Here is a 16,454-nt window from a genome sequence, read left to right as displayed (position 1 = left end):
TACTCCTCCCACCGGGCTGCAACCCGGCGATCTACTTCAGGACTTCGGGAGGGTACGCCGCCCTCGTTTTCGAACCTGTCATCCACAACATCTGGGTATAGCTCGACGCAGGGCAAACCGCCCGCGGAGCTTTCACCATCGAAGAGCCCGGGACTTACACCGTCTACTGCTCGGTGCCCGGTCACCGGCAGTCCGGGATGGAGACGACCCTCACGGTGCTCGCGGCGTCCTGACCGCGAACGAGCTGAACCCGATGGCCCGCGGAGGTCGGCGACCATGACGACAACTCGCGACGGGCCATGGACAGGGTGGTGCAAGCCTCCGGACTGCAGCGCGCCGAACTCGCCTTCGCCGGCTACGCGCGCGCTGGTCAGCACGACCGCGTAGACGCCGGCCGCCCCGCCGATCGTGTGCGTCGGGGCTCGGCACGATGGCGGGTGCGGTAGGCGGGTTGCCGGCGGCCCCTGCCCACCGGCGACACCCCCGTTGGGGGCATCCACATCGAGGGCTGAGCGGTGCGGTCCGCTCCACGCCGCGGACGTTGGCGCCCGTCATGATCACAACCGCCGCGACCCGAGCGGACGGGCGAAGTCGGCGTGGACGTAAGCGCTGAAGGTCAGCGCCATGGCGCCAATGACGCCGTCTTGCCGACCACGAAGCTCCAGTCGGCCAAGAAGCCCCAGTAGCCGCCCAGCCGTCCGCGCGCATGGATATAGGTGCCGCCGGATTCGGTGTAGATCGCGGCGAGCTGCGCGAAGGAGGTGACGTTGGCGTAGGCCACCACTGCCGCCAGCGCGCCAGGCCTGCGAGCATGCTGGCCAAGTTGGCGGCGGTGTGCGCGGTCGGTGCCGCGGGAGCCCACACCCACTTCCGCCTGGTCCCCACCATCGTGGCGGCGCAGGAGGCCGCCACTCCGCGGATGCACCGTCTGGTCACCGCGGAGCTGGCGCTGTTCACCGTCGTGCTGGGGCTGACGGCGGTGCTCGTGCCGCTGTCACCGTGACCACCCACGCGCGCCGGGCGTCCGCGCCTCAGCCGGCGGTGCCGCAGACCTGCTCGGTGGTGCGCTGCTGCGACGCCAGCTGGTCGGGCGTCCACCAGGTCTTGATGTACGCCAGGACCGCCCGGCGGTCCTGGACGTCGAGGTCATCGGCGAAGGCGGGCATCGTCGGGGCGTCCTCGGGCAGGCCGGGTCGGTCGGGCAGCCCGTCGGCGATGATGTCCAGCAGCTCGCAGTCGGCGTGGTGCCAGGTGTGGCCCTGGGCGTTGTGCCGGGGCGGGATGTCGGAGATGGCACCGCCCGCCCCTCCGCCGTGGCAGCCCATGCAGCTGGTCTCGTAGATCGCCTCGCCGCGGGCGACCGCCGTCTCGTCGTCACCGGCCGACCCGCCGTCCTGGGTGGCGCAGCCGGTCAGGGACACGGCGAGGAGGATGACGACGGTCGAGGCGGCACGCGTCATCCGCCCTCGACCTCGGCGTGCTTGGCCCACTGGGCGGCGAACTCGCGCTCCCGGACCACGTGCTGGGCGCGGGCTCGCATGGCGAACGGGGATCGGGCGACCGAGGCGATGATCAGCCGGTTCAGCCACGACAGCGGCCACCGCAGCGGCCGGACGATGTTGCAGAACAGCACCACCCGGACGCCGTCGGTGTCGTTCCACGCCCGGTGCACGTAGGTGTCGTCGAACGTCAGCGACCGGCCCTCCTGCCAGTGGCGCATCTCGCCGCCCACCTCGATGCCGGCCCGGTCGGCCGGCTCGGGGACGATCAGGGCCAGGTGGTGGCGCAGCACCCCGCGGTAGGGCCCGACGTGGGCAGGTGCTTGCCGGGCGCGAGATGGAGAAGAACGCCGTCGTCAGGCCGGGGATGGCGCGCAGCACCGCGGCGGTGCGCGGGCTGCGGATGCAGTTGGCGTCGTCCCACACCCCGTAGCCGACGAACCAGTAGGTCTTCCACCGGTCGTCGTCGCTCAGCTGGATGTCGTCGGGGGCGATGTCCTGGAAGTTGGGCAGGGCGTCGCGGACCCGCAGGACCTGCTCGGCTTCCGCCCGGATCGCCGGGAAGTGCGACTCCAGCAGGTGGGTCCACGGGAACGCATCGGGGTCCAGGAACGGCTCGGTGCCCACCAGCGAGAAGCGGCCGAGGAGCCGGTGCACCAGGTCTGGCACCACCCGGTTGCCCTGCACCGCCCGCTGGATGAGTGGGATCAGGCGGCGGAGCAGCGCGGTCATGCGGTTCAGTCCTTGTCGGTCGAACGGCGAGGTGGGCGGAGGCGCGGGTAGTCGCACGGGTACCCGATGTCGTGTCCGGGCTTGACCATCTGCTGGTGGTGCAGACGGCCGTCGGATCCGGTGACCACCTGAAAGAGCATCCGCGAGCCGGCGAGGTAGGAGGTGAAGGCGTCGGGCCGCCCATCGTTGGCTCGGACGTCGACGACCTCGCCACCAGCCCAGGGCATCAGGTCCCGAACGCCGCACCGGCCATCGTCTCCGTGGAACCGGTGGTCCCGTATGATCTCTGGCTCACGGCGGCATGCAGTGGTCGAGGGGGATGACGTGCTGGTCACCCGGTCCGGGTGGTGTCGCGGTACTCCTGCGCCGTCAGCAGTCCGTCGAGCTGGTCGGGGTCATCGATGTCGATCAGGATCATCCAGCCCTGGCCGTAGGGGTCGCGGTTGACCCGCTCCGGGTCGTCCTGCAGCGCGTCGTTGCGCGCCACGACGGTGCCGCTGACGGGGGCGATGAGGTCGCGGACGGTCTTGGTCGACTCGATCTCGCCGAACGGCTGGCCCTGCTCGACTCGGCTGTCCGGCTGGGGGAGGTCGACGTAGACGACGGTGTCCAGCTCGTCCTGGGCGTGGTCGGTGATGCCGACCCGGACGTGGCCGTCGTCCTCGGTGCGGGCCCAGGTGTGCCCGGCGTGGTAGCGCAGATCCGCTGGGTTGGTGGTCATGGTCGATCCTGCCGTCTAGACGGGGAAGATCTGGGCGAAGAAGTCGGCGAAGACGGCGAGCGAGACGAACCACAGGCCTACACCGACCAGGACGGCGCCGCCCCACCGCTTGATCGTGGGCGCGGTGGCTTGGATCCGCTCCACGGTGGCCTCCTCCGCGCGGGAGACGGTGAAGGCGGCGGTGAACATCAGGACCACGATCACCATCGCGGCGAGCCCGAAGGCGACCGACGCGGCGGCGACGCCGCCGGTCACGAGCGATTGCCCGGCCAGACCGGCCAGGATGGGCCCCGTTCACCCGAAGCCCGCCGCCAGGTAGAAGAAGCCGAAGGCGGTGAACCCCGCCACCGGGTGCTGGCGTCGCAGCTTGGCTTGCTTCCGGTTGAGGCGCTTGGTGACCCGCTCCACGGTGCGGAAGGGCGAGTCGGCGAGCACGCCGAGCTGCACCAGGCCCAGCACGATCAGCGCAGTGCCGACGATGATCCGCAGGGTGATCCCGACGGTGCTGGTGAACGTGACGCCCGCCGCGAAGGCGCTGCCGCCCAGGGCGATGAGCGCACCGAGGACCACGAGGAACAGCGCGGCGCCGCCGGCCAGGGCGGCGGCGAACACCGCCGGCCGGCCCTCGCCCTCATCGGATCGGCCGGCCTGCCGGGACAGCAGCGTGACCAGCAGGGGGAAGGAGCAGGGTGCGAAGAACGACGCGATCCCCGCACCGGCGGCCAGGACGAGCAGGCCAGCACCTTCGAGCGCGGGCAGGTCGAAGCGGGGGTACAGCTCGTAGCCGGCGTAGCCGGCGAGCGCCACGACGAGGACCCCTGCGGTCAGCAGGGCGTACCGCGACCACGAGCGCTGGCCGTCATCGGCGTCTGCGCCGCCGGCCTCGGCGGTCTGGTCGTCGGTGAGGGTTCGCTGCACCGGGAAGCCGGCGTCGGCCAGGACCTGGGCGATCGTCTGCTCGTCCACCTGCTGGTCGTCGTAGGTGACCGCCACCTGGTTGGTCCGGGACTCCGGCCGGACGTCCTGCACACCGCCGACGTCTGACAGGGCGTTGCGGATCGTCCGCGAACAGCCGTCGCAGTGGATGTCGTCCACCTCGAACGTCCGGTGCGCCATGCCGCCCACCGTAGGCCCTCCACCCACGTGGAAGGTCAAGTGTCGGAGTCGTCGGGGCGGTTCCGGACGCCGGCGAAGGCGATGAGCCCGCCGATCGTCGCCAGGGCCGCACCGGCGGCCATGGCGGTGCGGTAGCCGCTGACCGAGGCGGCTCGCAGGTCGGCGACGACGTCGTCGGGGACATCGGCAGGAAGGCCCTCCAGGGCGCTGGTGGGCCGGTCACGGGCGGACGCCACGACCTGGTTGTCAGGACGGCCTTCCGGGCCCGCTGGCGGCAGGTGGGCCCTGAACGTCACGCCGAAGGCCAGCCCCATCAGGGCGACGCCGATGAGCCCGCCCGTTCGGGCGACGTCGTTGTTGGCCCCCGACGCCACGCCGGCCCGGTGCTCGGGGACAGCCGTCATGACCGCGGTCGTCAAGGGGGCGACCGTGGTGGCCAGCCCCACGCCGAACAGCACCACGCCGGGCAGCACGCCGGTCCAGTACGGGTCGGTTGGTTCCAGATAGGCCAGCCACGCCAGGCCGACGGCTGCCACCACCGGTCCTGCGGTCATCGGTGCCCGCACACCGATCCGCTGGCTGGCGCGACCGATCCGGGAGGAGAGGGCGATCATCAGCAGCGTCACGGGCAACGTCGCGGCGCCTGCCTGCAGGGCGCTGTAGTCCAGGACCGTCTGCAGGTAGATGCTGAGGATGAAGAAGTTGCCGTTGAACACCGCGTAGATGGCCAGCGTCGTGGCGTTGCCGGCGGAGAAGTTGCGGCTGGCGAACAGCTCCAGCGGCAGCAGCGGCTGCGTCGCCCGTCGTTCCCGCACGAGGAAGCCGGCCAGGCCCGCCACGGCGATGACGATCCCCGTGCTGAGGGACAGGGACGTCCAGCCCGTCGTCGGCCCCTGCAGCACGACGAACGACAGCGCACCCAGGGCCACCGCGGCCAGTGCCGCCCCCCACACGTCGAGCGGCTGACCCTCGACTCGTTCGTCGCGGCTCTCCTCGATGCCGCGGGACAACGCCAGTGCTGCCGCGACGAGCGGGATCGGCAGGACGAAGATCCAGCGCCACGACAGCACATCGATGGCCACGCCGGCCACCAGCGGACCGATCGCGGCAGCCGCGCCACCCCATGCGGCCCATGAGCCGATGGCCCCGCCACGCTCCTCATCCGCGAACGTCGAGGTCACCAGCGCCAACGTGGCCGGCATCAGCATGGCCGCCCCGATGCCCTGCACCGCTCGGGCGGCGAACAAGGCGGCCGCGGCTGGTGCCAACCCGGCCGCCAGCGATGCGCCACCGAAGGTGAGCAGGCCGGTGCGGAACAGTCGTCGTCGCCCGTACCGGTCACCCAGGGAGCCGCCGAGCAGCAGCAGGGCTGCGAGGGGCAGCAGGTAGGCGTTGACGATCCACTGCTGACCCAGCAACCCGAACCCGAGGTCTCGCTCCATCGCCGGGAGGGCCACGAAGACGACCGTCTCGTCCAGCGTGGTGACCCCCAACCCCAGGATCGCGGCGACCAGCGTCCGCCGCTGGCTCGTCATCGACGGCGAGCGGCCGGCGCGGCGTGCTCGACGTGGTGCTCGATGACGCCGCAGAAGGTGCCCGTGCCGTCGTCCAGGTCGCTGGCGCGGGCCACCAGGGCGGTCAGCTCGGCGCGCAGATCCTGCATCTCGGCGATGCGCTGGTCCAGCTCCGCGGTGTGGCGGCGCAGCAGCGCGACGACGTGCCCACAGGGCCGTTCGCCGCGTTCGTGGAAGCCGAGGATCTCGCGGATGTCGTCAAGCGACAGCCCGAGCCGCTGCGCGGTCCGGATGAACGACAACCGCTCCGCGTCGGCCTCGCCGTACACCCGGTAGCCGCTGGCCGTGCGTGCCGGCTCCGGCAGCAGCGCGATGGACTCGTAGTACCGGATGGTCTTGGGGTTGAGGCCGAACCGGTCGGCGAGCTGGCCGATGCGCATTCACCCAACCTAGACCCTCCACTAGACTGGAATGTCCCATGTGGCTTCGGGGTTGACCTTCCACCCTGGTGGAGGCCGTACGGTCGTGCTCCTCTTCCGACCGGCAGGAGCACGTCATGGCAGCCATCCGCCACCGGCCGCACGTCCGTGCGTTGGCGCTCCACCTCGTCGCCGGCTCCGTGCTGCTGCTGACGGGCTGCGCCGGCGACGACGATGCGGCGGGCGGGCCGAACGCGACGGCTGGGGCCACCGCGACGACCGACAGCCGCTCCATGACCTCGACGCAGGAGGCGACGATGGGGGCGGAGCCCATGGAGTCAGAGGGCGAGATGGGCTCCATGGCCGCCGATGCGCCACGGCTGCCACCGGTGTTCGGCTACCACGACGGCGAGCAGGTGCTGTTCGTCCACCCCGAGGCCTCCGACCCTGACATCGCCCAGACGCTGGAGGGGATGATGGGCTCCCCTGTGCCGGTCGTGCTCAGTCTCGCCGACGTCCCCGAGAGCGCCCGCTCCCCGCTGTACGTCTTCACCAACGGCGTCACGCCGGAGGACACGCCGGCCGGTCCCGCTGGGCTTCCAACCCGACGTGTTCGCCACCGCGCCGGGTGACGAGGGCTACGCGCCGCTGCGCGAGCTGGTGCTGGTCACCTGGGCCGCGGACGCTGAGCCGCGCGTGCTGACCTCGGCTGCGGAGATCGACGACGCCGAGGCCGCCGGCGAGGTGACCCTCGAGCAGCCCGGCGTGGTCATCAACGCGCCGCTGCTCACCTGGCCCGGCGGCCAGCGGTAGTCGCGACGTGCCGCTTGACTTCAAGTCGACTTGAACACCTACGGTGGCTATCGATGGACAGCTTCCGGATCGCCGAGCTCGCCGATCGCACCGGCTTCAGTAGCGCCACCCTCCGGTACTACGAGGACATCGGTCTGCTGGAGCAGCCCGACCGCACGGCTGCCGGCCACCGGCTGTATGACGCCGAGGACGAGGCGCGGGTGCGCTTCATCCGGCGGGCCAAGCGCATGGGGTTGAGTCTGGATGAGATCCGCGACCTGGTCGCAGTTTGGGCCGTCGGCGAGTGCGCGACGACGCGGCGGCAGCTCCGGGAGCTCGTCGAGCAGAAGATCGTCGCCGTGCGCGAGCAGGTGGAGGAGGCCGCGACCTTCCTGCAGCAGCTGCAAGAGGTCAGCGAGCGCCTCGCCGCGGCGCCCGAGCCGGGGGAAGGCTGCGGATGCGCTCCCGAGCTGCCACAGGTCGACACCGTCCAACTCGTCCAGATCCGTCCACACGACAGGACCACCGACCACACCGACACGACGAGTCAGGAGAGGAGGGATCATCATCGTGAGCGCCAGCGTGCGTGAAGAGCTGCCGAGGGCCGAGCCGCAGTGCGGTTGCGGCTGCGCCACCGACACCGGGTCAGCCTGCCAGTGCGGCTGCGACTGCTGCGGGTGACCGAGAAGTCGAGCCGGCAGTGGACCGAACGACCGAAGACGACAGGGAGGACACCGACGATGTGCATGAGTTGTGGATGCGGCAACCCGAACACCGAGAAGCCCGACCAGATCACCAAGCAGGACCTCGAGCGGGCCGCACAGACCCAGGGGACGACGCTTGACGAAGTGGTCGACAACATCCAGAAGACCCACTCCTCCACCGGCTGACCGGCGTGTGCGCCTCCTCGGACAGAACGGCTCGAGGAGGCGCGCCCAGGCGACCGGCCGATAGCTGTACCTCATGCCCGGGATGCACCTAGCAGCAGCCCGAGGCGGGTTGGCTGGGGATGGTGAACGCTTCCCATAGTCCTCGGGTCGAGGGAGTCGATGGCGGTGCTGCCGTCGTCCCCGGAACCGCGGTCCCCAGCCCGGCAGCGGCATCCCGCAGGCCACGGGTGATGTTCTGCTCCGCTTTAGCGAGCTGTTGATCATGGGCCAGGGCCGCCGACAAACGACCTGATGACGATGCCGCCGCCCGGTTCCCTGGTGGGAGGACTACAGCGAGACGTCGACATGGCCTCGGCGACAGCTAACCTGCGAGCGCCATGACGGCCGAGTCCGCCGGTCGTCAGATCGCGGAGCACACGCCAGCGGGATCGCATTCGGCTGGGTCCAGCCGAGCCAACCGCTGGCGCAGTCGTCGCAGCGCAGCCTGCGTCGCCTGCAACTCGTCCAGGCGGCCCTGGATTTCGACGAGACGGGCGTCGACCAACTGCATGGTGTGCCCGCAGGGGGCCGAACCGGCGTCCCTCACGTGGATCACCTCTGCGATCTGGCGCAGGGTGAGGCCGCCAGCTTGGCGCGACGGACGAACAAGACCCTGTCGACCGCCTCCCGGGGGTAATCGCGGTAGCCACCGGTGGTGCGGTCAGGCACCGGAAGCAGCTCCACGCCCTCCCAGTAGCGCAGGGTCTTGGCGGAGACGCCGGTGGCGGATGCGAGCTCACCGATCAGCACGGTCGAACACCTCTCGGACATGACGGCACTTGACCTTCCAGCCTAGGGGAATCCCTACGGTCGACCGGCGCCAACCGCCGCTGCAGGAGCTGCCGATGCCCGACACCACCACCGACTCGTACGACCTGGTCGTGGTCGGCGCGGGCATGGCCGGCGTGTCCGCGGCCAACAAATGCGCGGCGGCCGGCTGGCGGGTGGCCATCGTCGACGCGCTGCCCTACGGCGGCACGTGCGCGCTGCGCGGGTGTGATCCCAAGAAGATCCTGCGACGCGGCGCGGAGATCATCGACAGCGCACGGCTGCTAGGCGGCAAGGGCATCGACGAGGGCGGCCTGACGATCGACTGGGCTGACCTGATGGCGCACAAGCGCGGGTTCACCGACCCGTCCCGCAGCGGATTGAGGACGGGCTGGCAGGCAACGGCGTGGCGACCCTCCACGGCACCGCCATCTTCACCGCCCGCGACCGGCTCACCGTCGACGGCAAGGCGCTGGCGTTCCGGTACGCCCTGATCGCCACGGGCGCACGGCCGCGACCGCTCGATCTGTCCGGTGCGCAGCACGTCATCGACAGCACCGACTTCATGAACCTGACCGACCTGCCCGACCGGGTGCTGTTCATCGGCGGTGGGTACGTGTCGTTCGAGTTCGCCCACATCGCCGCCCGCGCCGGCAGCCACCCGGTGATCGTCGACCGGGGCCCGCGGCCGTTGAAGGGCTTCGACCCCGACCTCGTCGAGCGGCTCGTCGACCGCGGGACCGAGGTTGGCATCGAGATGCGCCGCGACACCGCCATCACCGGCATCGACCGCCTCGACGGGGGCTACCGGGTGACCCTGACCACCGACGGCGACACCACCACCGTCGACACCGACCTGGTGGTCCACGGCGCGGGCCGCGTCCCGCAGCTGGACGAGCTGGACCTGGACGCCGCCGAGGTCGCCCACGGCGAGCAGGGGGTGACCGTCGCCGGGCACCTGCAGAGCACGACCAACCCGGCGGTCTACGCCGCCGGCGACGCGGCCGACACCATCGGCGCACCGCTGACCCCGGTGGCGGTGTTCGAGGGCAAGGTCGCCGCCTCCAACATGCTGAAGGGCCATACCACGACTCCGGACTACGACGGCGTGCCGAGCACCGTGTTCACCATCCCCGAGCTGACGCGGCTGGGACTCTTGGAGCAGGACGCCCGGGACCGCGGCCTCGACATCGAGGTGCACCACCACGACACCAGCAGCTGGTTCTCCAACTACCGAGTCGGCGAGACTACCGCGGCGACCAAGATCCTCGTCGACCCGGCGAGCGACACCGTCGTCGGCGCCCACCTGCTCGGCCCGGAGTACGCCGAGCTCATCAACATCCTGGCGCTGGCGATGAAGCTGAGCCTCACCACCCGCCAGCTGAAGTCCATGACCGCCGCCTACCCCACCGTCGGCTCCGACCTCGGGTCGATGCTCTCTTGACGCTGTTCACAGCAGACGGCCTAGCATCATCAGCGCCGAACGCGACGTTTCCGTCGTCGAGGCGCTCAAGGCGCTGCGCCGCCACGCGCGAAGCCACAGGGACAATATCCATGAGGTCGCGTGGGTGGTGATCGATCGGGGCCGCCGACGCGATCGAGTAGCCGCCGGAGTTGCACATCGCGAACGTCAGCGCGCTGGAGCGGCGTCGTGGGCGAGTCGTTGGGCGTGCGTCCGTCGAAGGGCGGTGGAGATGTCGGCGGTGGCGATGGGTTGGGTGGCGGTGGGGTGGAGGCCGTCGGACTCGACGGCCGGGTCCTGGGTGCGGTGAATTCGTGCGGTGTGGCGGTGGCGGGAGAGCATGACGTAGGTCATCTCGCGGTAGGCGGTGTCGTCGAGTAGGACGTGGGTGGTGTCGACGGTGCGGCCTTGCGATTTGTGGACGGTGGTGGCGTAGGCGTGGGTGATGCCGTCGGCGTCGGTGTAGCTGGCGGGCAGGGTGATGGCGTGTCCGTGGGTGGTGGTGGCGTGCACGGTCAGCGTCGCCGGGTCGATGGCGTCGATGACGGCGGTGGTGCCGTTGAGGACGCCGAGTCGCCGGTCGTTGCGCAGGCACAGGATGGCGTCGCCGATGCGGTACTGGCGGGTGCCGATCGGGGTGTCGAGGCCGTAGAGGTGGCCGGCGTCGGCGAGCCGTTGGCGGGCGAGGGTGTTGAGCCAGTCGACCTGGTCGGTGCGGGCGGCGAGCATGGTGGTGGTCAGGCCGGCCTGCCGATCGGCCCACCAGCCCTCCACGACGGCCCGGATGGCGTCTTCGGCCGTCTCGTGGGACTGGTGCCGGGCGGGGTGGGTGAAGTGGTCGACGGCGGTGGTGTCGTGGCCGTCGCGGATGGCGTCGACGGCGGCGCGTTCGGCGGGGTCGTGCTGTCGCCGGTTGGTGGTCAGCTCCACGGTGTGGGGGTGACGGGCGAGGGCACGGAAGAGGCCGCCGGCGTCGATCTCGGGGAGCTGGTGGTGGTCGCCGACCAGGACCAGGCGGGCGCCGACGGCGGTGGTGTGATCGATGAGTCGGGCGAGGGTGCGGGTGCCGACCATGGCGGCCTCGTCGACGACGATGACGTCGGTGTGGCGGGGCGGGTTGGCGTCCAGGCCGGCGAGGAGCCGGTCGATGGTAGCGGCGGGGATGCCGGCTTCCTCGCCGAGCTGCTGGGCGGTACGGGCAGCCAACGCGACCCCCACGACGGTGCAGCCGGCCTGTCGCCACAGCGGGACGGCGGCAGCCAGGGCGGTGGTCTTGCCCGTGCCGGCCCGGCCGACGACGACCTGGACGCCCTGGACGCCGGTAGTGATCTGGCGGACCATCACCGCCTGCTCGTCGCTGAGACGGACGTTGCCTGCCAGGGCGGCGTCCACCACAGCGGGGTCGCAGGCCACGGTGGCGACCGCGGTGGTGGCCTGGTGGAGGGCTTGCTGCTCGGTGCGGAGCAGATCCGGGGTGGAGTAGACAGTCTCGTCCGGCCGCAGCGACGTGAACCGGTCGGTGCCGGTGGTGCTGCCGGGGGTTGGGGTGGTGTCGAGTGGGATGTTGAACTGGGTGGCGTGGATGCGGGCGCGCCAGGTCAGGACGCCGAGGTGGTCGCGGGCATCGTCGAGGGGTTCGGCCAAGAGCCGGTCAGCCAGCACGTCGGGGCGGACCTTGGAGTGCGTCAGGATGGCCGTGACGGTGTCGCGCAGCGGCGGGCAGTCCTCGGCGCGCACCGCGGCTGCGGCCGACAGCCGCTGCAGCACCTGGTCGACCTCTGGCGTGTCGGTGCCTGGACGAAGGTGCGGTGGGGTGAGGCGGACGAAGACGCCGGTGTCGTGGGCGAGCGTGGCGTCGGTGAGCTGCTCGAGGACGTCCAGGGTGGCGCCGCGGGGGAGCCGGTCGCACCACGCCCGCACGACGTCGCGTCGGGTGAACGTCGAGGTGGTGGCGGTGAGCCCGTCTGGGCCGGCCAGCTGGTCGGTGATGCGGTCGACGTCGACGCCGTCGAGGAGGCGGCGGGTCTCGGTGAACAGCAACCGCTCGAGCCGCTGCGTGCCGAACCCGATCGCCTCGGCACGGGCGGTCCAGCGCTCGTACAGGGTGGCGTGTGAGACGCCGTACTCCTTGCGCTGCCGGGTGGTGAGGGTGGCGACCTGGGCGGCCTTGGCCGAGGACTGCCCGACAGCGTCGAGAGCGGCGAGGATGTCGGCTCGGCGGCGGGAGAAGTGGTCGATCACCTCCCGCGGCACCCCGTCCACGTCGGCGGTGCCGTTGACCGGCGCCGCCCAGGCCACGCCGAGGGCGATGGTGAGCTCGTGGCGCAGGGCGGCTTGGTAGACGTAGCCGGCGGTCTTGGCGTGCTGGTACAGCCGGCGGCCGTGGAGGGTGCGCCACCGCCCGTCGTCGGGGGTGTGGGCGAGGTTGGCGACCAGCACGTGGGTGTGGACGAGTGGATCGCCGGCGCGGGAGGTGCGGTGCCGAAACGCCGCCGCCACCGCGCCATCGACGTCCACGATCTCGGTGCCGCCGGCGCCGCGTCGGGTGGCCAGGGCGTGGCGTTGCAGGTAGGTCAGGGCGGTCTGGACGGCCCGGTCGTGGGCGGCCCGGACCTCCTCGCCGATCTCGGGTGGCGTGAGCGCCCACAGCAGCGACACCGACTTGGGTGCGCGGAAGGTCAGGTCGAACCCGGGCAGCCGCGGCTTGCCGTCACCGCGTCGCAGCCGCTGGCCGGTGCGGGGGTGCTGCCCGGCGAGGACGGCCTGCAGGTCGGAGGCGGTGACCCGGCCGGACAGGCCGAGCCGGTGGGCGGCAGCGCCGGTCCACCAGCCCGGGGCCTCGCCGGCGCCGAGGTAGTAGTCCTCCACGCCGGAGGCGACGACCTCCAGGTAGTACTCGCCGCCGCCAACGGCGAGCTTGCCGATGTTCAGCACCGCCGACCACCCCCCGCGCAGCGGGCCGCACCGGGGAGTGCAAGTCTGTGTCCTCCAATGGGGGCTTGAGTCGCGGTGTCGCCGGACCAACGTGGCGACGTGCTCACCAGAGCTGGGGCGACAGCAGACCTGGGGTAGGACAGTGACGGTCGGTTGGCGTCGAAGCAACGACGGTCGGAAGGGACGAGGCTGATGCGAGGGGTCATCGGGCGACCTCCAGTTGGGCGTCGCGCCGGCGCCCAGGGTTCTGAGGTTCCGCGGCGATGTCGCGTTGGGCGTCGGCGAACTTGACCGCGTCGGCCAGCCGGGTCTGCCAGTCGGGCGCGACGTCGACTGCGGGGATCTCCACGAACGAAAGCGAGCGGTCGAAGGGGACGGGCTCGGCGTCAGGCAGGGCGTCGGTCAGGGCGTCGCGCAGCGACCCGCCACACGATGCGGCGAAGGCGCTGGCGGCCCAGCCTCCCAACTCGCCGACGGCGACCGGGACCGACCGGCGGCCGATGCCGGCCACGGGGGTGGTGACCTTGGCGATCGCCTCCGCCAGCGATCGGTCGTCCAGCACTGTGACCGCGAACGCGGCCCAGGCCTCGTGCGCCAGCCCCTCAGGCTCAACAGACGGCGGTTCGTAGTCTGGTACCCGAGGCGAGGGCTGTACTTCGCGTTGGCGGCGCTGCTGGGCCTCGACGGCCCAGCCGTCCCTGACGGCCTTGACCAGCCAGCCGGCCGGGTTGCGCACCCGGTCCCACGGCAACGCCGCCAACGCAGCCTCCACCAGTTCCTGGCCGTGCTCGGCCAGCAGGCTCTCGGCAGCCGCAGCATCCAGCCCGACCTCGACCAGCCGGTCGACCACACCGGCCGGGTCCGCCTCGCGCGCGTGCTGCAGGTGTTCTTCTTCAGCAACAGCACTGTCTTTGCATTGGCCCATTTCACGGTGTCCCGTGACATGGGACACGGTGGCGGTTTCGCCCGTGTCCCAGGACATGGGACGCGGGTCATCGGACTCCGTGTCCCAAGATGTGGGACACGGGTCGCCGGCCGCCGTGTCCCCGATTGTGGGACACGGGCTGACCAGCCCGTTCTCGCGGTCGTGCTCAAGGGTCGGGGTGGTGGTGAACCGCTCGATGCAGGCCGACGGGTCAAGGACGTACCAGGAGGCGACGTAGCGGCCGGAGCGTGTCTCGCGCTGTTCCTCGTGCAGCACGAAGCCGTACACCCGCAGGCGTCCGAGGTGCTTGGTCACGGCGTTCTTGGAGAGGCCGAGGTTGTCGGCGATCCGCCGGACGTTGGTGTGGGCGACCAGTCGGCCGCGGTCATCGAGTTGGGCGTCCAGGGCGATGTCCTCGAGCACCGCCCAGGCGGTCACGCCGACGGCCCGCTTGACCTCGCGGGAGGACGGAAACACTTTGGCGTATGGCTCGGCTCGACCGATGATCCGGCCGTCGGAGAGGACCCGGCCGATCTCCTGGCCGAAGGCCACGACGTCGCGGGCTTGCGTCGGCCCCCCGGCGGCCGAGTCCCTGCCGTCTGACGTGGGGTCGATGATGGGGTGCCCGGTCATGACCGTGCCTCCACGACGGTGTCAGGACCGACCGACGCCAAGGCCAACTGCGCTGCCAACGCCAGGGCGTCCTTGGGCCACAGGGCGACGAACACGCCTTGGTCGGTGTCCACCACCACCACCCCGTTACCGTCGCCCTCCACCGTCACGTGGTGGCCGTGCGCGTCGATGACGCCGGTCATGACGAGCTCCCCATCAGGCTGGGAGTCGAGCCGTGTCCGCCGCCTAGACTCGGGGTATGCGGACCTTGACCGCGGCGATCAGCAGGCAGGGAGATCTGTGCGTCGCCCAATGCTTGGAGGTCGACGTTGCCTCCCAGGGGGAGACCCACGAACACGCCCGCGCGAACCTCATGGAGGCGCTTGAGCTGTTCTTCCAGGACAGCGACATCGAGGTCGGCGACGCACCAGTCATCGAGACCATCGAGATCGAGACGCGGGACGCATCCGCACGGCGAATGGGCAGCACAGGGCCGATGCAGCCCGATCCGCCCGAGCCGGGCCCCGTCATGGAGGCGTGGCAAGTGGTGCCGGCCGGGCCCGGGGCGGAGCGCGCCGATGACCACGGGGGCGCCGATGACCACGGGGGCGTCGAGATCCGCCGCCGTCGAATCACCGTGGACCAGGTCCGTGAGGAGCTGGATCGGTTCGAGGAGCGCTACGGCGTGCCGACCGAACGTCGGCTGGAGGTCTTCGATGAGGACGACCGGTGCTTCAACGAGGACTTGAACCGCTGGTCGAGCCTGGACCTCATGTGGACGCTTGCGCACGAGGACCGTGGCTGAGCCCGCGCCGACGGCACCCGAATCGAACACAGAACGAACACATTTTTCGGGAAACTCACTGGAATCGGCGGGGACGGCCGGGACACTGCGGGACGCATAACCGCAGGCAGACCCACTTTGGCGGGATCCGCGAGGACGCGCTGGGACCGCCTGACACCTTTCAGGTCCGTGTGTCTTCGGACATGGGGGTTCAAGTCCCCCCTCGCCCACCACCACCTCCAAGCCTCGTCTGACCAGCGGATATGCGTGGACCGCGGAGTCGCCGTCGGAGGCGTAGGTGAAGGGTCTCCGAGCTCCCATGACCAACTATGACCAACTGCGGTCGTGGGACGGGGTGGGATTCCGGCCCCGTCACCATGGGTCCCGATGCTTCACGTCCGTCCGCCGTGCGACGTCGCGCGACGGCGTACCCTGTACGACGTGAGAACCCTTACTGCCGCGATCTCGCAAGAGGGCGATCTGTTCGTGGCGCAGTGCCTCGAGGTCGACGTGGCGTCTCAGGGGGCGACGCACGATGAGGCCCGGGCCAACCTGATCGAGGCGTTGGAGCTGTTCTTCGAGGATGGCGACCTGGTGATAGGCCCAGCGCCGATCATCGAGCAGATCGACGTCGCGGTCTGAGTGGCCGGAGGAACCCACTCCGGCCGTGATGTTCTGCGCGCTCTGCGGCAGGCTGGGTTCGAGGAGACGTCTCGCCGAGGCAGCCACGTGAAGCTGAAGAAGGGTCCGGACGAACGGTCATCGTGCCGGATCATCGGGAGGTTGCCCGCGGGACGCTCCGCTCCATCCTCCGACAGGCCGGCATGTCCCAGGAGGAGTTCGACGACCTCGTCGGTTGACGGCGGCCACGGCGGGACGTAGGTCGAGGGCGTCTGCTGCGGGGATTCCACCGGTCGGGTTCGGGTGCCCACGGCCGTGTGGTGGGGCGCGGGGCGGGGCTCGTCGGGCGGGTCGGTGGGGTGAAGAGCACCTCGGCGATGGCGGTGGCGGCGATCTCGACATGCTCATCACAACGCCCGTTGCGAGCGCAACCGTCTTCCCAACGAAAGCCCGATGTTCGTTTGGAATGCTTGGACTCGCGATCGTACGTCGACAAGACTGTCAGCTGCCATGAGCATGGGACCACCCTGAGGCAGGTTCTGCCAGATGGATGGGACCACCGTGTTGCCAGTCGTGGGACCACCTCCCGGGGGTGGGGTCGCCTGAAGTGTTCGCTCCGTCGTCGT

General features: G+C 70.7%; 20 protein-coding genes and 4 pseudogenes. 10 read left to right on the top strand and 14 right to left on the bottom strand.

The window, feature by feature from the left end:
• Nucleotides 1–116: 116 nt before the first annotated feature.
• Nucleotides 117–233, top strand: a pseudogene (locus tag ACEQ2X_RS10870) (plastocyanin/azurin family copper-binding protein); the annotation flags it as partial.
• A 383-nt stretch (nucleotides 234–616) separates the two neighbouring features.
• Here the strand turns inward: ACEQ2X_RS10870 and ACEQ2X_RS10865 are convergent.
• Nucleotides 617–781, bottom strand: a complete 165-nt coding sequence (locus ACEQ2X_RS10865; protein ID WP_370325833.1) for a hypothetical protein — start codon at nucleotides 779–781, stop codon at nucleotides 617–619.
• Between the two features lie 30 nt (nucleotides 782–811).
• Between ACEQ2X_RS10865 and ACEQ2X_RS10860 the strand changes: the two genes are divergently transcribed.
• Complete coding sequence (locus tag ACEQ2X_RS10860) at nucleotides 812–1,003, top strand: CopD family protein (RefSeq protein WP_370325832.1); 192 nt, start codon at nucleotides 812–814, stop codon at nucleotides 1,001–1,003.
• A gap of 28 nt (nucleotides 1,004–1,031) precedes the next feature.
• Here the strand turns inward: ACEQ2X_RS10860 and ACEQ2X_RS10855 are convergent, their stop codons facing one another.
• The 8 genes and pseudogenes from ACEQ2X_RS10855 to ACEQ2X_RS10820 all read right to left on the bottom strand — a co-directional run bounded on the left by ACEQ2X_RS10855 (nucleotide 1,032) and on the right by ACEQ2X_RS10820 (nucleotide 6,022).
• Nucleotides 1,032–1,460, bottom strand: coding sequence for a cytochrome c (locus tag ACEQ2X_RS10855; protein WP_370325831.1), 429 nt, complete (start codon nucleotides 1,458–1,460; stop codon nucleotides 1,032–1,034).
• A pseudogene (locus ACEQ2X_RS10850) lies at nucleotides 1,457–2,231 on the bottom strand (aspartyl/asparaginyl beta-hydroxylase domain-containing protein). Before ACEQ2X_RS10850 ends, ACEQ2X_RS10855 begins: the two are co-directional and overlap by 4 nt.
• Nucleotides 2,232–2,236: 5 nt before the next feature.
• Nucleotides 2,237–2,458 carry a hypothetical protein gene (locus tag ACEQ2X_RS10845; protein ID WP_370325830.1) on the bottom strand — a complete coding sequence of 74 codons (222 nt, stop codon included), beginning with the start codon at nucleotides 2,456–2,458 and terminating at the stop codon, nucleotides 2,237–2,239.
• A gap of 104 nt (nucleotides 2,459–2,562) precedes the next feature.
• A complete protein-coding gene (gene gcvH / locus ACEQ2X_RS10840; RefSeq protein ID WP_370325829.1) occupies nucleotides 2,563–2,952 on the bottom strand; it encodes a glycine cleavage system protein GcvH in 390 nt (129 codons plus the stop codon).
• 15 nt (nucleotides 2,953–2,967) lie between these two features.
• Nucleotides 2,968–3,207, bottom strand: coding sequence for a hypothetical protein (locus ACEQ2X_RS10835; RefSeq protein WP_370325828.1), 240 nt, complete (start codon nucleotides 3,205–3,207; stop codon nucleotides 2,968–2,970).
• Between the two features lie 39 nt (nucleotides 3,208–3,246).
• Entirely contained in the window at nucleotides 3,247–4,068 is an 822-nt protein-coding gene (locus ACEQ2X_RS10830; RefSeq protein ID WP_370325827.1) for a cation transporter, read from the bottom strand.
• 35 nt (nucleotides 4,069–4,103) lie between these two features.
• Nucleotides 4,104–5,603 (bottom strand): MFS transporter, encoded by a 1,500-nt coding sequence (locus ACEQ2X_RS10825; protein WP_370325826.1) that lies wholly within the window; start codon nucleotides 5,601–5,603, stop codon nucleotides 4,104–4,106.
• Nucleotides 5,600–6,022: a heavy metal-responsive transcriptional regulator gene (locus ACEQ2X_RS10820; RefSeq protein ID WP_370325825.1), complete on the bottom strand. Its 423-nt coding sequence runs from the start codon at nucleotides 6,020–6,022 to the stop codon at nucleotides 5,600–5,602. The genes ACEQ2X_RS10825 and ACEQ2X_RS10820 overlap by 4 nt, the downstream gene beginning before the upstream one ends.
• Before the next feature lie 116 nt (nucleotides 6,023–6,138).
• Between ACEQ2X_RS10820 and ACEQ2X_RS10815 the strand changes: the two genes are divergently transcribed.
• The 4 genes from ACEQ2X_RS10815 to ACEQ2X_RS10800 all read left to right on the top strand — a co-directional run bounded on the left by ACEQ2X_RS10815 (nucleotide 6,139) and on the right by ACEQ2X_RS10800 (nucleotide 7,683).
• On the top strand, nucleotides 6,139–6,633 hold the full coding sequence (locus ACEQ2X_RS10815; RefSeq protein WP_370325824.1) for a hypothetical protein: 495 nt from the start codon (nucleotides 6,139–6,141) through the stop codon (nucleotides 6,631–6,633).
• Nucleotides 6,611–6,814 (top strand): hypothetical protein, encoded by a 204-nt coding sequence (locus ACEQ2X_RS10810; RefSeq protein WP_370325823.1) that lies wholly within the window; start codon nucleotides 6,611–6,613, stop codon nucleotides 6,812–6,814. Before ACEQ2X_RS10815 ends, ACEQ2X_RS10810 begins: the two co-directional genes overlap by 23 nt.
• 53 nt (nucleotides 6,815–6,867) lie before the next feature.
• Complete coding sequence (locus ACEQ2X_RS10805; protein ID WP_370325822.1) at nucleotides 6,868–7,383, top strand: MerR family transcriptional regulator; 516 nt, start codon at nucleotides 6,868–6,870, stop codon at nucleotides 7,381–7,383.
• Between the two features lie 156 nt (nucleotides 7,384–7,539).
• The gene (locus ACEQ2X_RS10800; RefSeq protein ID WP_370325821.1) at nucleotides 7,540–7,683 is read left to right on the top strand and encodes a hypothetical protein; all 144 of its coding nucleotides are present in this window, start codon (nucleotides 7,540–7,542) and stop codon (nucleotides 7,681–7,683) included.
• Nucleotides 7,684–8,083: 400 nt separating this feature from the next.
• On the opposite strand, the gene ACEQ2X_RS10795 is transcribed toward ACEQ2X_RS10800, so the two are convergent.
• Together ACEQ2X_RS10795 and ACEQ2X_RS10790 are read right to left on the bottom strand one after the other, a co-directional pair.
• Nucleotides 8,084–8,269: a hypothetical protein gene (locus tag ACEQ2X_RS10795; RefSeq protein ID WP_370325820.1), complete on the bottom strand. Its 186-nt coding sequence runs from the start codon at nucleotides 8,267–8,269 to the stop codon at nucleotides 8,084–8,086.
• A gap of 5 nt (nucleotides 8,270–8,274) precedes the next feature.
• Entirely contained in the window at nucleotides 8,275–8,472 is a 198-nt protein-coding gene (locus tag ACEQ2X_RS10790) for a MerR family DNA-binding transcriptional regulator (protein WP_370325819.1), read from the bottom strand.
• A 95-nt stretch (nucleotides 8,473–8,567) separates the two neighbouring features.
• On the opposite strand from ACEQ2X_RS10790, the pseudogene ACEQ2X_RS10785 reads away from it, so the two are divergent.
• A pseudogene (locus ACEQ2X_RS10785) lies at nucleotides 8,568–9,934 on the top strand (NAD(P)/FAD-dependent oxidoreductase).
• Between the two features lie 186 nt (nucleotides 9,935–10,120).
• Here the strand turns inward: ACEQ2X_RS10785 and mobF are convergent.
• The 3 genes from mobF to ACEQ2X_RS10770 all read right to left on the bottom strand — a co-directional run bounded on the left by mobF (nucleotide 10,121) and on the right by ACEQ2X_RS10770 (nucleotide 14,626).
• Nucleotides 10,121–12,886, bottom strand: a complete 2,766-nt coding sequence (mobF, locus tag ACEQ2X_RS10780) for a MobF family relaxase (RefSeq protein WP_370325818.1) — start codon at nucleotides 12,884–12,886, stop codon at nucleotides 10,121–10,123.
• A gap of 202 nt (nucleotides 12,887–13,088) precedes the next feature.
• A complete protein-coding gene (locus ACEQ2X_RS10775; RefSeq protein WP_370325817.1) occupies nucleotides 13,089–14,444 on the bottom strand; it encodes a hypothetical protein in 1,356 nt (451 codons plus the stop codon).
• Complete coding sequence (locus ACEQ2X_RS10770; protein WP_370325816.1) at nucleotides 14,441–14,626, bottom strand: hypothetical protein; 186 nt, start codon at nucleotides 14,624–14,626, stop codon at nucleotides 14,441–14,443. The genes ACEQ2X_RS10775 and ACEQ2X_RS10770 overlap by 4 nt, the downstream gene beginning before the upstream one ends.
• Before the next feature lie 56 nt (nucleotides 14,627–14,682).
• Here ACEQ2X_RS10770 and ACEQ2X_RS10765 point away from each other — a divergent pair, with 56 nt between their 5' ends.
• From ACEQ2X_RS10765 to ACEQ2X_RS10755, 3 genes and pseudogenes are all read left to right on the top strand, one after another.
• Nucleotides 14,683–15,228 (top strand): type II toxin-antitoxin system HicB family antitoxin, encoded by a 546-nt coding sequence (locus ACEQ2X_RS10765; protein ID WP_370325815.1) that lies wholly within the window; start codon nucleotides 14,683–14,685, stop codon nucleotides 15,226–15,228.
• Nucleotides 15,229–15,594: 366 nt separating this feature from the next.
• Nucleotides 15,595–15,849, top strand: coding sequence for a type II toxin-antitoxin system HicB family antitoxin (locus ACEQ2X_RS10760; RefSeq protein WP_370325814.1), 255 nt, complete (start codon nucleotides 15,595–15,597; stop codon nucleotides 15,847–15,849).
• Nucleotides 15,850–16,067: pseudogene (locus ACEQ2X_RS10755) on the top strand (type II toxin-antitoxin system HicA family toxin).
• Nucleotides 16,068–16,454: the final 387 nt, after the last annotated feature.

Source organism: Euzebya sp. (assembly GCF_964222135.1).
Lineage (GTDB): Bacteria > Actinomycetota > Nitriliruptoria > Euzebyales > Euzebyaceae > Euzebya.
Note: the sequence above shows the minus strand (reverse complement) of the source record. Positions and strands in the feature narration are given on the sequence as shown.

Excerpts from the sequence above, each read along its gene's own strand:
- ACEQ2X_RS10845 (WP_370325830.1), bottom strand. The coding sequence starts at position 2,458 with ATGCCCTGGGCTGGTGGCGAGGTCGTCGACGTCCGAGCCAACGATGGG.
- ACEQ2X_RS10800 (WP_370325821.1), top strand. The coding sequence starts at position 7,540 with ATGAGTTGTGGATGCGGCAACCCGAACACCGAGAAGCCCGACCAGATC.
- ACEQ2X_RS10770 (WP_370325816.1), bottom strand. The coding sequence starts at position 14,626 with ATGACCGGCGTCATCGACGCGCACGGCCACCACGTGACGGTGGAGGGC.
- ACEQ2X_RS10815 (WP_370325824.1), top strand. The coding sequence starts at position 6,139 with ATGGCAGCCATCCGCCACCGGCCGCACGTCCGTGCGTTGGCGCTCCAC.
- ACEQ2X_RS10855 (WP_370325831.1), bottom strand. The coding sequence starts at position 1,460 with ATGACGCGTGCCGCCTCGACCGTCGTCATCCTCCTCGCCGTGTCCCTG.
- ACEQ2X_RS10820 (WP_370325825.1), bottom strand. The coding sequence starts at position 6,022 with ATGCGCATCGGCCAGCTCGCCGACCGGTTCGGCCTCAACCCCAAGACC.
- ACEQ2X_RS10825 (WP_370325826.1), bottom strand. The coding sequence starts at position 5,603 with ATGACGAGCCAGCGGCGGACGCTGGTCGCCGCGATCCTGGGGTTGGGG.
- ACEQ2X_RS10830 (WP_370325827.1), bottom strand. The coding sequence starts at position 4,068 with ATGGCGCACCGGACGTTCGAGGTGGACGACATCCACTGCGACGGCTGT.
- ACEQ2X_RS10760 (WP_370325814.1), top strand. The coding sequence starts at position 15,595 with ATGCTTCACGTCCGTCCGCCGTGCGACGTCGCGCGACGGCGTACCCTG.
- gcvH (WP_370325829.1), bottom strand. The coding sequence starts at position 2,952 with ATGACCACCAACCCAGCGGATCTGCGCTACCACGCCGGGCACACCTGG.
- ACEQ2X_RS10805 (WP_370325822.1), top strand. The coding sequence starts at position 6,868 with ATGGACAGCTTCCGGATCGCCGAGCTCGCCGATCGCACCGGCTTCAGT.
- ACEQ2X_RS10765 (WP_370325815.1), top strand. The coding sequence starts at position 14,683 with ATGCGGACCTTGACCGCGGCGATCAGCAGGCAGGGAGATCTGTGCGTC.
- ACEQ2X_RS10775 (WP_370325817.1), bottom strand. The coding sequence starts at position 14,444 with ATGACCGGGCACCCCATCATCGACCCCACGTCAGACGGCAGGGACTCG.
- ACEQ2X_RS10860 (WP_370325832.1), top strand. The coding sequence starts at position 812 with ATGCTGGCCAAGTTGGCGGCGGTGTGCGCGGTCGGTGCCGCGGGAGCC.